Source organism: Thiosocius teredinicola, from assembly GCF_002009425.1.
Classification (GTDB): Bacteria; Pseudomonadota; Gammaproteobacteria; order Chromatiales; family Chromatiaceae; genus Thiosocius; species Thiosocius teredinicola.
The window spans coordinates 1,333,977-1,346,150 of the sequence record NZ_CP019936.1 but is presented as its reverse complement, the minus strand read 5'-3'; the positions used below and the strand labels follow the sequence as shown (position 1 = coordinate 1,346,150).

Sequence of the window (12,174 nt, the reverse complement as noted above, 5' to 3'; positions counted from 1 at the left end):
CGTGGTTGTGCAGCGTCGCCGGCAGCGCCCCGTCCGGCGATTCATCCTGATCAGCATCGCCATCGCGACACTGGTTGTCGGCTATTACCTCGGCCAGTATTGGCAACGCCAACCCCTGTCTGAGCTGCCGGCCGAGGTCTACGACGGAAAGAGGCGTTTGCAGATTCCCGAGCGACTGGCCTCGCCCGGCGACGAGCAATCGCCGACATGGCGGCTGTTCATCACCGCCGATACAACGACCGACGCCTGCCGCGGATTGCTGCGCGACTATGCGCTGATGTTCAACCACTTGGCGGTACGCCCCAACCTGCAATCGAAACTCAAAGTAGTAGTACTCGCCTACGATCGCCCGGACCTGGCCCAGCAGTCCACTTTCACCGGTGGTGTGACCTGGGCCGAGCTGCTTATCGGCGACCCCGACGCGATGGACAGCGTGGCCTCGCAACTCGGTCTGTCAACGAGTGGCATCGCATGGTGCTCACTCGGCAACGACGCTGCGGCACTCGTCGGACCGGATAACACCCAGTGGGCGCTGCTTCCGCACGGGGAACCCGATATCATGGCGCGCACTCTAATTGGCATTATCGATTTTGTGGAGTGAATCAACGCATGTCGACGCCCGCAGCCCCCTCGCTGCTCGACCGTCTTTCGACAAACCTGTTGCGAATCCTGCCCCAGCATCTGCTGGCGGCCGGCATGCATCGGCTCGCGCGAGCCGAAACACCCTGGGTGAAGCGGCTGCTGATCGAAAAGATCAGTCGGCGGTACGGCGTCGACATGGGCGAAGCAGCCAACCCGGATCTCGACGCCTACCCGAGCTTCAACGCCTTCTTCACCCGTGAGCTGAAGGAAGACGCGCGACCGCTGGCCGACAATGCGATCCTGTCGCCAGCCGACGGCAAGGTAAGCCAGATCGGCGCGATCGATGGCGAAAACCTGCTGCAGGCAAAAGGGCACAGCTTCGACCTGACGGCGTTGCTCGGCGGTGACAAGCAGGCGGCCCACCTGTTCGAGAACGGTCTGTTCGCCACCGTGTATCTGTCTCCCAAGGATTACCACCGGGTGCACATTCCCTACGGCGGCACACTGACCTCGATGGTGTTCGTGCCGGGCGACCTGTTCAGTGTGAGCGAGGCAACCACGCAGCTGGTCCCCAACCTGTTCGCGCGTAACGAGCGCGTGATCTGCCACTTCGACACCGAGCTCGGCCCGATGGCCGTCATCCTGGTCGGCGCAATCTTCGTCGGCAGCATGGAAACCGTGTGGCACGGTGAGGTGCGCGCCGCTCGCGGTCAGCCGACCAAGTGGACCTACCAGGGCGAGCAACAAGCCGTGTTCGCCGCCGGCGACGAGATCGGCCGGTTCAATATGGGCTCGACGGTCATCGTGCTGTTGCCGGCCGGCGCCGCAAGCTGGTCGACCGACGTGACCGCGGGCAGCAGCGTGCGTATGGGCCAGGCGCTCGCAACGCCGCTGATCGGCCGCTAGACGCCCCGCTACGAACCGATCAGGTCGGCGATCTGACGGTGTTTCTGCGACAACGCCCAGTCGCGCGCGGTGCGCCCCTGGTCGTCGCGATGTGAACGATCCGCGCCGCGATCCAGCAACACCGCCACGGTCTCACGATGACCGCGTTTGGCCGCCCAGATCAACGCGGTCCAGCCGCGGCTGATCTCGACTTCGTTGACGTTCGCACCCGCATCCGCGAGGTCGGACACGACCTCGGCGTGGCCATTGCCGGCGGCCAGCATCAACGCGGTGTAGTAGCCTTTTTCATGCAGGTCGACCTGTGCGCCCGCCGCCAACAACTGCCGCACGGTATCGCGGTGGCCGAATTGTGCGGCCAGCATCAGCGGGGTGCGGTAGCAGACATCACGTTGATCGACCTGCGCCGGCGATACGATGGCCTGCATCAGGCCCTGCGTATCGCCCTGCTCGGCAAGGCTGTGCAGCACGTCGGGCGCCGTGTCAGCCTTGTCGGCACGGTCGCAGCCGGTCAGCAACACGGCAAGCACCAAGCAGAGGTAGCGAATCATTAGGATAGATTGCCGCCGAACGCATTTGGCATGCATTGCGATTCGACAATCGGCCGACTGCGATCAACAGCGCTGCAGGGAAAACGCCAGTACGTCGTCGATATCGTCGACTCCGAGTCGCAACATCAACATCCGATCGAGACCCACCGCTACGCCGGCGCAATCAGGCAGGCCACTTTCCATCGCCGCCAACAGACGGCGATCGACACGGACCGGCGGTTGTCGCTGTCCGCGGCGCTTGCAGTTGTCCGCCTCGAAACGGGCCGCCTGTTCGCCGGCATCGATCAACTCGTGGAAGCCGTTCGCCAGCTCGATACCCTGATGGAACAGCTCAAAGCGCGCCGCCGTCGTGCCGTCCGGGTTGGTACGCGCCAATGCAGCCTGACTCACCGGGTAATCGGTGACGAAGCACAGGGTATCCTTGCCGAGCTGTGGCTGGATCAGGTGACTCAACAACAGATCGAGCCAGGCGTCTTTGTCGAGCTCGAGTTGTTCGGCGCCGATGATGTTTTGCGCCAGCGCACGCTCGCGCAATGACTGCGTGTCGGCACCGAAGATGTCGATACCCAAGCGCATGTCGAACAGGCTCGCGTAGGTGATTTGCTCGGCCGCGAGTTCGCTCCGCAGCAAAGCGAGGCGCGCGACATTGGCGACCTCATCGATCAGCCGGTCGACATCGAAGCCCGGTCGGTACCACTCCAGTATCGTGAACTCGGGATTATGCAGTCGCCCGGCTTCGCCATCACGGAACGCCTTGCAGATCTGATAGATGGCGCCGCTGCCGTCGGCCAGCAGGCGTTTCATTGCGAATTCCGGCGAGGTCTGCAGGTACAGATCCACGCCGTGCGCAAACACCGGGCCGGTGTAGCGTGCGCGCATGACGCTCAGCGCGGGATCGGTGCCGGCGCTCAGACAGGCGAGAGGGGTTTCAACCTCGAGCACATCCCGGTCGGCAAAATACCGGCGGATGTCCGCCAGCATCGCTGCCCGGGCGCGGAGCACGTCGAGGTCGGCCCCCGGCTGCCACTCCGTGCTCATCGGCGCGATGTCATTCGTCTTTGACGCGGCTGACGTATTCGCCGGTGCGAGTGTCGACCCGGATCTTCTCACCGGTCTGGATGAACAGCGGAACGCGCACCACAGCACCGGTTTCGAGCGTTGCCGGCTTGCCGCCGCCGCCCGAGGTGTCGCCCTTGAGGCCCGGGTCGGTCTCGGTGATCTCGAGGTGGACGAAATTCGGTGCCTCAACGGCGATCGGCGAACCGTTCCACAGGGTTACCATGCAGACGTCCTGCTCCTTGATCCACTTGATCGCCTCGCCCATCGCATTCGCATCGGCCTGCGTCTGCTCGAACGAATCGGGATCCATGAAGTGGTAAAACTCGCCATCGTTGTACAGGTATTGCAGATCACGATCGACGACGTCGGCTGCTTCGACCGATTCACCGGAGCGGAAGGTTTTCTCCAGCACGCGGCCGGTCTTGAGATTGCGAATCTTGACCCGGTTGAACGCCTGGCCTTTGCCGGGTTTGACGAATTCGTTTTCAATAATGGTGCATGGATCACCGTCGAGCAGAATCTTGAGTCCACCCTTGAATTCGTTTGTGCTGTACGTCGCCATCCAATCCTCATCAATTCACTGAGCAACCGAAGCGCGCAATGATAACCTGTTCCCCCTCACGCTTGGAATCGGCAGCATGGCAACGCGAGCTGGCCCAGGCCGTGACCGATCCAGCCGAGCTGTTGCGCCTGATCGGGCTGTCGCCCGCCGATCGGCCCGACACCCAGCTGCTGGGCAACGATTTCACGCTGCGCGTGCCGCGCTATTTCATCGAACTGATGCGCCGCGGCGATCCGGATGATCCGCTGCTGCTGCAGGTGCTGCCCCGGGTACAGGAAACCGAAACCAGCGAAGGCTACGTCAGCGACCCGGTCGGCGATCTCGACGCCGCGCAACAGGATGGCCTGTTGCAGAAATACGCGCGGCGCGCGCTGCTGGTCACCACCGGGGCCTGCGCGGTGCACTGCCGCTACTGTTTCCGCCGGCATTTTCCCTACGTGGACCTGACCGGACGGCAGCAATCGCAGGCGGCGATCGATCATCTGGCACAACGCCCCGATATCGACGAGGTGATTCTGAGCGGCGGCGACCCACTGAGCCTGTCCGACGAACGATTCGCCGATATCGTCAGCCGGCTGGAAGGGCTCGCGCATGTCCGCCGCCTGCGGGTGCACACGCGAACGCCGGTCGTGCTGCCGTCACGGATCACCGCCGGGCTCGTCGGACGATTGGCCGATAGCCGACTTCAAACCGTGATCGTGCTCCACATCAACCATCCGAACGAGGTCAGCGACACCCTGGCCCAGGCGCTCGAACCGCTGCGCACTGCCGGCATACACCTGCTGAACCAATCGGTATTACTCAAGTCCATCAACGATGATGCCGATACCCTTGCGAAGCTCAGTGACTCGCTACTCGGAATCGGGGTGATGCCGTATTACCTGCATCTGCTCGACCCGGTGGCCGGTGCAGCGCATTTCGACGTCCCTCTGGAACGCGCGAAGTCTCTGCTGGATGCGCTGCGCGAACGGCTGCCAGGGTATCTGGTGCCGCGAATGGTGCGTGAACTGCCGGGAAAACCCTACAAAATGCCGATAACGCGGCTCTAGGCGGACTCGACGGGAGACTGCACTTGTTGTATGTCTAAGGCTAGAATGTCCGGGGGACAAGGGGTTATGTCGATTTGCTCAACTGGGTCACATAACCTCCCGGGACGTGCGGAGACCGGTTTAGAAAAAGTAAAACCCTCGATTTGGCGGCTAAATTGAACGATTCAAGCAACAATTCGGATGTGAATCATTCGTCCAACGGCAACGACGCCTCTCAGCTTCCCCTGCTCGGCCTGAAGATCCCAAAGCAGTCGCCACCCAGTGCCGACAGCATGCTGTTGGATCTCAAGGAGACCGAAGCTTGGTTCGAGACGCTACCGATGGCCAACATCGGCGAGACCGCGCGCCGGGTATTCGGCATGCTGGTCGAGTTCAACCGCATCGAAGTCCCCGACCTGCTGCGCGCCAAGATCATCGAAAAATTCCGCCCGCCGGTCGAATACATCATCATCAACCTGCAGCGGCACTACGTCGACGTCGGCCTACCGTTGTCGCCCAAGGGCTGGAAGACCGCCTCGCTGGCGCGTGAGTTACTCAAGGAACTGGCGAACTCCTACAAGATCATTATCGAGCGCATGGTCGCCGGTAAGAGCGAGCACTTCGATCGCCGCCTGCTGGTCATCGCCCTGCATCGCGCCCTGCACTATCTCGGCGAAACCCTGATGCAGTGCGCCTTGATCTACGTCGCTTGGCCGGAAGGCATCTGGCGCGAGATCAACAACATCTATGCCTATGCCTCGCAAAACAACGTTCACCAGGTGCCGGTCAAGCCGGACGACAGCAAAGAAGCCGGCGCCCTGTCGACCATCGAGGACACCTTCCGCTCGCTGATGCTGTTTGCCAGCGCGACGCCGCACCGCTTGCGCCAGAGCCATGTGCGCTTGCTGTACTCGCGTCTGCTCGAGTGGTCGCATTACACCGAGATTCTGGCCAAAGACGACGGCGGAACCAGCCTGGGTCGCTTCAATGTCGACCTGTGGAGCGATTTGCCGCCGATGCACAATTCACTGCGCACCCCGGTGGTCGGGCGACGCGTCGCCATACTCGACGTACGCGAGCTGTTGAAGAAGCTGCGCAGCGATTTCGAACAGGCGCCGTGGGAAACCAACGCCGGCGTGCAATCCGGCAAACCGGTCGTGACCCGTCCGCTGCTGCGCCTGCTGATCATGGCGTGGAGTCGGCCGCCGGATCGGCGCTTTGTGCGCACCAAGCTCAATTTCGATCTGCACGTGGTCGCCGGCCTGCATGCCGTGCACGGCAACCTGCTGGCAATGGACGAGCGTCCCTACAGTACAACGCGTGCGCCGCTGTTCACACTCCAGGAAACCGAACCGAATCCGCGCCGCCGCAAACCGCAGTGGAGCGCCGGCAGCCTGGAACAGGTTTCACTGGCGCCGCTCGACAGCGAGTTGACGTCGGATTCGATCCTGATCGACAGCACCCTGCTGACGCCGGTGGATCCGCCGGCACAACCGCAACCGGCGGTTGAAGAAAAGCCACGCGAGCCACTGCCCAACGAGACGGCGTCGCACACGGTTACCACGATCAACGAGAGCGCGGGCGGTTATTGCATCCGTTGGCATGGATTGCATATTCCACGCGTCAAAATCGGTGAATTGATCGGTATCGAGTCACCGTCGGATCGGCGAAAATACGGTCTGGGTGTGATCCGCTGGATGAAACAGCTCGACGACCATAGCCTAGACCTTGGTCTTGAGGTGATCGCGACGCGTTGCGGCGCGGCCGATGTGCGCGAAGCCGCCTCGGATTCGAAGCGCAAGCGCGCACCGTCATTCAAGTGCCTGGTGATCAACGACACCGATCCGGCGAGCAATGCAACCGCCAGCCTGGTGATGGGCACGATGAGCCTGCAGACCGGCGTCGATCTGTGGTTGACCATCGACAACAAGGACCAACTCGTCCGATTGACCAAATTGGTGGAATTCAATAGCGCGTTTGCGCGTTATCATTTCGTCTTCGTCGAAACGGAAGAAAAACCAACCAACGATGAAGACGAACGCCCCGGTGATGAATTCAGTGATCTGTGGGGTAATCTTTAAATGTTGTGTTCGCAACTCAAGGGATTCAGCATTCACGTTATCGCCAGCTTTGAAGCGCGAGGAAACACGTAGTTATGGCCGCATACGCTGAATTGGCAATGCAGAATCCAGAGCTTGGCGACAACCCGGTAGAGATGCTGGTTGTCGGTTGCCCGCTGGCGACCGCCGACAGTTACGCCAATGCCCTGCGCAACCAGGGACAGGCAGCCCACGTAAAGATCGCTGACAGTCTCGACTCGCTCGATCAGCAGATGGCAACCGATCCTTGCGAGATCGTCGTTATCAACGCCGATGCCGACTCGCCGCCGTGCATCCAGGCAATCGGCAAGATCCGCGCTTTGCTGCCAACGTCGAGCATCGTGCTGGTCGCCGCCGATCCGCTGTCGCACAAGAAGATGGCGATCGAGCATCGCCTGCAAGACCTGGTCAACATCGAAGACGTCGAACACCTTGCGCTTGCCATTCAGCGTGAACACCAAACGCTGACGTTGCGACGCGACGTCGAGCGTCTCAGCCGCATGCTGAATGAGGCTGAAGAAACCAACAACCTGCTGGTCGAAAGCTCGCGCGACGCCATTGCCTACATCCACGAAGGCATGTACCTGAAAGTCAACCAGGCCTACCTGGAACTGTTCGGCTACGACTCGTTCGACGAGATCGATGGTTTGCCGATCATGGACATGATCGACGCCGAGTCGCGGACCGAGTTCAAGGACGCCCTGCGCAAGCTCACCGAGACGGGCAAACACAGTGAGGACTTCCACTGCGTAACAGGCGACGGCGAGACGTTCAGTGCCCGCATGGAATTCTCGCCGGCCAGTATCGACGACGAGCAATGCACGCAGGTCGTGGTTTATGACCAGAGCCAGAGTCTCGAACTGCAAAAACGCATCGAAGAACTGACCAGCAAAGACGCACAGACCGGTTTCCTCAACCGTCAGGCGTTCATGGAGCGCCTCGAAGGCCTGGTCTCCGGCTCGGAAGACAGCGATTCCGACCATTCGTTGATCCAACTGTCCATCACCAACTACGCCGACATGCGCGAAAACTGCGGCTTCGATTGCGCCGAAGAGATGCTCGGCGAGGTCGCCGGCGTGTTGTCGTCGACCGTACCGCAGGCCTATACGATCGCTCGCTTTGGTGACCACGACTTCATGATCGTCAGCAGCGAGGAAGAACCGGCGCTGCAGGTCGCCGAACGCTGTCTGCAAAGTCTGCGCAGCCACGCGTTCAACAGCATCAAGGATTCCCCGGTTACCCCGATCTATTCGGTCGGCGTAACGCGTGCCGAGAAAGGCATGGATATCACGGCGCATGAACTGATCAACCGCTCGTGCCGCGCTACCGGTATCGCCCGCACCGAAGGCGAGAATCGCGTCGTTTTCTACAGCGACCAGATCCCCGGCGACACCACGCACATGGCCGAGACCGATGCGGCCATGGTCAAGCAGATCGACCAGTCGCTGGCCAACGACGGCTTCCGCTTGAAGTACCAGCCGATCGTCAGTCTGCAGGGAGATACGCGCGAGAACTACTCCGTTTACCTGCGCATGGTTGGCGAAGACGGCAAAGAACTCGAACCCGAAACCTTCCTGTCGCAGGCACACGACGCCAACCGGCTCGCCGAGATCGATCGTTGGGTGGTCCGCAACGCCATCCGCGAATTAGCCAGCCACCGGCGCAACGGCAAGAAGGTGATTTTCTACGTGATCCTGTCACGCGCCGGCATCGAAGACGACTCGATGCTGTTGTGGATCTGTGATTGCCTGCGTGAATTCCGCGCCAAGGGCGCCTGGCTGGTGTTCCAGTTCCGCGAGACCGATCTGCGCAGCGCGATTCAACCCGCGCGTGAGTTGATCGACGGCCTGAAGAAGATCAACTGCAACATCGCGATCAACAACTACGTCGACAACGAGGCCAATCAGGCGCTGATCAAGCAGTTTACGATCGATGTCGTCAAGCTGGCACCGGAATACATGCGCGACCTCGCGACGCAATCCGGACAGCAGGACAAGATGAACGCGGTGAATCAGAAGCTACAGGCAGATGGCTACAAGACCATCGCCAGCGGCGTCGAAGACGCCAACAGCCTGGCCATCTTGTGGAATACCGGGATCAACTACATCCAGGGTTACTTCCTGCAGGAACCGTCGAGCACGATCTCGTTCGACGAAGAACACCAGCAGTAAGCCGCAAAACCAAGCCCCGGGCGGAACGCTCGGGGATTCAATTGCTCGATCTGAAATCAGTCGCCGAAGTGGCGAAGATGGGCACGTACTCGGCGCAGTCTGACGCGCCAGCTTTTCCTAGCGGGTAATCACCACGGCATGAAGGCGTTCATGAACGACATCGGCCGACCGATGTTGTGGTTCAGGCGCGACATATCCGTCTGCATGTACTGGGTTGCCTGCCCCATCGTGTGCGTTGCGTAGGTCATGGACTGGATGGCGTTATCCATCGAGTCGAGATTGGAGAGCATCGGCTCGAGTATGGCCACACGGTTGTCGATCGAATCCATTGTGACGGTCATTGCGCGTACGTTCGCCGTCAACTGACTCATATTGTTCGAAACGCTCTGCATGTTGCCGGCCACAAGCTGCATATTGGTGTCGACACTGATCGCCAGGTAGTGAACATCCTTGGCGAGGTTGTAGATCAGGTAAAAGCCGTAGGCAGCCAGGATGATGAAGGCAAAAAGCGATGGATAAACAATCAGTTCCCATCGCTTGGCACTCGACTCAAAAACTTCTGAGAGTCGCGCATACCCTGCGTTCGCGTCCGCTACAACGTCAGTGGCATCGTTATTGTTACTCACAGGCCGCCCCTTTAATTCGGTGTATCCGAATTTTCTAATGTAATTATATACGATGCAACCGGCATTTAATTCTGAGTTAGGTCAAGTAACCCCATGCCCGTCATACGTCGTACCCTCGTGTCGTTCATCTATTGCTTTAGCCTATCTGCTCGATCGTCCCCTGCTTCGACCAGCAAATCAATGATCCGTTGCAATTTTTCACCCTCGCCCATCGCTTTCAGGCGACGGCCCGCCTCGTAGTAGGCGTCCAGGGAGCGGGCGTTACGCCCCGTTTTCCGGTAGAGGTTCCCCAACTCGCCAAACCCGTCCGCATCGCCCGGATACTCCGAAATCAGCGCCATGTAGGCGGCTTCGGCGGCCTCGTAGTCGCCGTTCCAGAAAGCACGGCGCGCCTGCTGCAACATGTCGGCCCGACTCGGCTGCACCGGCACCTCGTCGGCGACGACCTCGGGCGGACGAAAGGTCGAAACCGCGGGATCGGTCTCGCTTTCTGCCGGTGTTGCAGTCGACGATGGCGGTTGTTCGGCGTGCTCCTTGAACACCGGGATACTGCCACCGATCATCTTCGGCTGCGGTGGCTCGTCGGGGAGCGAGATGGGGGATTCGTCCAGATCCGGCCGGTGATCAGGCTTGGGCGCACCCTCGCCTCCCGCTGTATCACCATCCGGTGCAGATTTCTGCACCCCCGCGGGGTCTTCGAGCGGCGCGCTCGGCCCTGTTGGCGCAGCGCTCTTAAGCGGCTGGCCGGTACTGTCGACGGCGGCCGTTGCCGAAGGTCGCGGCTGACCGCGCAAGGTCGCGGCAAGGTCCTCGAGATCCACGAGTCCGAACACCCACAGCCCGGTAACCGCAAAGCCTGCAAATGTGATCACAACGAGATGTGTAGCCAGCCAGCGGACGAACGCCAGTATCAGGTTGCCGGGCATCTGGTGCTCAGCTCAGTACGTCGGCGTAGAGCACTGCGGCCAGGGCATTCCATTCGGCCGCGCCCTTGCCGCGCGGTTCCTGTTCGAAGACCGCCAAGCCCTCACTGAACGAGCGGCGATACACCGTGCGTTGCGACAGCCGCGGTTTGAGAAAACGGATCCCCGGCAACGACACCAGCGCCGCAGCTGCTTCATCGGATTCGCGCACCGCACGGTGCGTGTCGCCCCGATTGATGAACCCGACAATCTCGGGCTGACGATCGCCCACCTGGGCATCGACGAAACGCAGGAAGCGTTGTGTCGACCAGATATCGGCTTGACTGGGGGGAACGGGGACGATAATTCGGTCGGCGACCGCGATCGCGGCTTTCAGGTTGTCCATCGACGCAGTGCCGACGTCGATCAACACCTCGCCATGCTGCTTCAGTTCATCGTGGTTGGTGAGTATCGCGGCGCCTAAGCGTTCGACGTCTGGCTGAAAACCCTCTTCGCGGCGAACCTCGAGCACGTCCGTCAGTGTCGCCTGCGGATCGGCGTCGACGACAGCGACATTCTGTTCGGCCATTGCCAACCAGATCGCTAGGTTGAACGTTACGGTGCTCTTTCCCGACCCGCCTTTCAGACTCCCGATTACGGTGACCATCAAATCCCCTTTTCTGGGTTTTTATTTAACTCCCACCACACCACGCACAATAGTCCAACTGCTCGCTCTCCTGATAGGTTGTCACCCAACCCGGGAGATTGTCGCGAGTAAACTGCTCTTCGTTGCGTGATGTCTCTGCCGTGTAAGCAGCGCGCGACTCCGTGCCATAAACCGGTGGCCTGAATGCCATCCTGCCCAACCACGGTTGCGGCTGGGGCATACCCCGATAACCGTAACCTTGCGGCGCTGCACGCGACGGCGACCACGGATTGGCCATGGCCATTTGCGGCATCGGCCACTGCCCACCGGGCGCTCCCCAACCATAAGCATTCGACCAAGCCGACGGATAGCGTGACATTGCTGCCGCGTATCCGTTTGCCAACCAGCGCGGATCAGGATAGTAGCCTGCGAACGTTGAGTGTCCCGGCCATTGACTACCGCCGTAGGCAACCGGCTGTGGGCCGGTAAACGGATTGGCCCAAGCGAATGACGCAGGATACATCTGCTGGTAGGCATCGAACGGCGTGTGGAACATCTGCCCGGGATACATCGCACGATCGGCGATCCAGGGCTGTGGTGCAGCGCGCCAGCCGTATTGCTGGGTAAACGCCGGCGGTTGATAGGCTCCCGGCTGATACTGCATACCGGCCATCGGCATGTTCACTGCCGGCGCACGACTGCGCCAGTCGGAACGGCCACGATACGGATAGGCTGGCGCATAGGCTGCCGGTCCATAGGCCGAATACGTGTAGGGGTTGGCATAAGAAAACGGATTGCGCGGCATGCTCGCCGGACGAAACACCGGCCCGCCAGGGACCGCGTTCGCTGCCGCCGCGGCCGGCTGCTGCATAGCATTCGGTGGCGGGTCGATCGGACGCCATTGCGGACCATAGGCGATCGCCTGGCCGCTGGCGATAACGCCAACGCCCAACAACACTAGACCCACCATCGTGGCCGCTCGTATTTGATACTTCATACTGCTCCTCGAAAAACTGCTGTTTGCCATGTCGCGCCGATTAGCTTG

General features: G+C 60.8%; 12 protein-coding genes. 5 read left to right on the top strand and 7 right to left on the bottom strand.

Annotation, left to right across the window (positions count from 1 at the left end; all coding sequences use genetic code 11):
* Window position 1: 1 nt before the first annotated feature.
* Both B1781_RS06585 and asd read left to right on the top strand, forming a co-directional pair.
* Window positions 2-601, top strand: coding sequence for a hypothetical protein (locus B1781_RS06585; protein WP_078118896.1), 600 nt, complete (start codon window positions 2-4; stop codon window positions 599-601).
* 8 nt (window positions 602-609) lie between these two features.
* On the top strand, window positions 610-1,488 hold the full coding sequence (gene asd / locus B1781_RS06580; protein WP_078121951.1) for an archaetidylserine decarboxylase: 879 nt from the start codon (window positions 610-612) through the stop codon (window positions 1,486-1,488).
* A gap of 8 nt (window positions 1,489-1,496) precedes the next feature.
* On the opposite strand, the gene B1781_RS06575 is transcribed toward asd, so the two are convergent.
* The 3 genes from B1781_RS06575 to efp all read right to left on the bottom strand — a co-directional run bounded on the left by B1781_RS06575 (window position 1,497) and on the right by efp (window position 3,657).
* Window positions 1,497-2,036, bottom strand: a complete 540-nt coding sequence (locus B1781_RS06575; RefSeq protein WP_078118895.1) for an ankyrin repeat domain-containing protein — start codon at window positions 2,034-2,036, stop codon at window positions 1,497-1,499.
* 63 nt (window positions 2,037-2,099) lie between these two features.
* A complete protein-coding gene (gene epmA / locus B1781_RS06570; protein WP_078118894.1) occupies window positions 2,100-3,074 on the bottom strand; it encodes an EF-P lysine aminoacylase EpmA in 975 nt (324 codons plus the stop codon).
* Between the two features lie 10 nt (window positions 3,075-3,084).
* A complete protein-coding gene (gene efp, locus B1781_RS06565; RefSeq protein WP_078118893.1) occupies window positions 3,085-3,657 on the bottom strand; it encodes an elongation factor P in 573 nt (190 codons plus the stop codon).
* 38 nt (window positions 3,658-3,695) lie between these two features.
* Here efp and epmB point away from each other — a divergent pair, with 38 nt between their 5' ends.
* The 3 genes from epmB (at window position 3,696) to B1781_RS06550 (ending at window position 8,955) form a co-directional block, all read left to right on the top strand.
* Window positions 3,696-4,706: an EF-P beta-lysylation protein EpmB gene (gene epmB, locus B1781_RS06560; RefSeq protein WP_078118892.1), complete on the top strand. Its 1,011-nt coding sequence runs from the start codon at window positions 3,696-3,698 to the stop codon at window positions 4,704-4,706.
* A 155-nt stretch (window positions 4,707-4,861) separates the two neighbouring features.
* Entirely contained in the window at window positions 4,862-6,766 is a 1,905-nt protein-coding gene (locus B1781_RS06555; RefSeq protein WP_078118891.1) for a hypothetical protein, read from the top strand.
* Between the two features lie 98 nt (window positions 6,767-6,864).
* Window positions 6,865-8,955: an EAL domain-containing protein gene (locus tag B1781_RS06550; RefSeq protein WP_164513284.1), complete on the top strand. Its 2,091-nt coding sequence runs from the start codon at window positions 6,865-6,867 to the stop codon at window positions 8,953-8,955.
* A 128-nt stretch (window positions 8,956-9,083) separates the two neighbouring features.
* Here the strand turns inward: B1781_RS06550 and B1781_RS06545 are convergent, their stop codons facing one another.
* From B1781_RS06545 to B1781_RS06530, 4 genes are all read right to left on the bottom strand, one after another.
* On the bottom strand, window positions 9,084-9,581 hold the full coding sequence (locus B1781_RS06545; protein WP_078118889.1) for a hypothetical protein: 498 nt from the start codon (window positions 9,579-9,581) through the stop codon (window positions 9,084-9,086).
* Window positions 9,582-9,709: 128 nt separating this feature from the next.
* The gene (locus B1781_RS06540) at window positions 9,710-10,507 is read right to left on the bottom strand and encodes a hypothetical protein (RefSeq protein WP_078118888.1); all 798 of its coding nucleotides are present in this window, start codon (window positions 10,505-10,507) and stop codon (window positions 9,710-9,712) included.
* Window positions 10,508-10,514: 7 nt separating this feature from the next.
* Window positions 10,515-11,150 carry a nucleotide-binding protein gene (locus B1781_RS06535; protein ID WP_078118887.1) on the bottom strand — a complete coding sequence of 212 codons (636 nt, stop codon included), beginning with the start codon at window positions 11,148-11,150 and terminating at the stop codon, window positions 10,515-10,517.
* 25 nt (window positions 11,151-11,175) lie between these two features.
* Window positions 11,176-12,126, bottom strand: a complete 951-nt coding sequence (locus B1781_RS06530) for a hypothetical protein (protein WP_125931957.1) — start codon at window positions 12,124-12,126, stop codon at window positions 11,176-11,178.
* Between the last annotated feature and the right edge of the window lie 48 nt (window positions 12,127-12,174).

Bases quoted from the DNA above. Each gene is read 5' to 3' on its own strand.
- asd (WP_078121951.1), top strand. From the start codon at position 610: ATGTCGACGCCCGCAGCCCCCTCGCTGCTCGACCGTCTTTCGACAAAC.
- B1781_RS06575 (WP_078118895.1), bottom strand. From the start codon at position 2,036: ATGATTCGCTACCTCTGCTTGGTGCTTGCCGTGTTGCTGACCGGCTGC.
- epmA (WP_078118894.1), bottom strand. From the start codon at position 3,074: ATGAGCACGGAGTGGCAGCCGGGGGCCGACCTCGACGTGCTCCGCGCC.
- efp (WP_078118893.1), bottom strand. From the start codon at position 3,657: ATGGCGACGTACAGCACAAACGAATTCAAGGGTGGACTCAAGATTCTG.
- epmB (WP_078118892.1), top strand. From the start codon at position 3,696: ATGATAACCTGTTCCCCCTCACGCTTGGAATCGGCAGCATGGCAACGC.
- B1781_RS06550 (WP_164513284.1), top strand. From the start codon at position 6,865: ATGCAGAATCCAGAGCTTGGCGACAACCCGGTAGAGATGCTGGTTGTC.
- B1781_RS06540 (WP_078118888.1), bottom strand. From the start codon at position 10,507: ATGCCCGGCAACCTGATACTGGCGTTCGTCCGCTGGCTGGCTACACAT.
- B1781_RS06535 (WP_078118887.1), bottom strand. From the start codon at position 11,150: ATGGTCACCGTAATCGGGAGTCTGAAAGGCGGGTCGGGAAAGAGCACC.
- B1781_RS06530 (WP_125931957.1), bottom strand. From the start codon at position 12,126: ATGAAGTATCAAATACGAGCGGCCACGATGGTGGGTCTAGTGTTGTTG.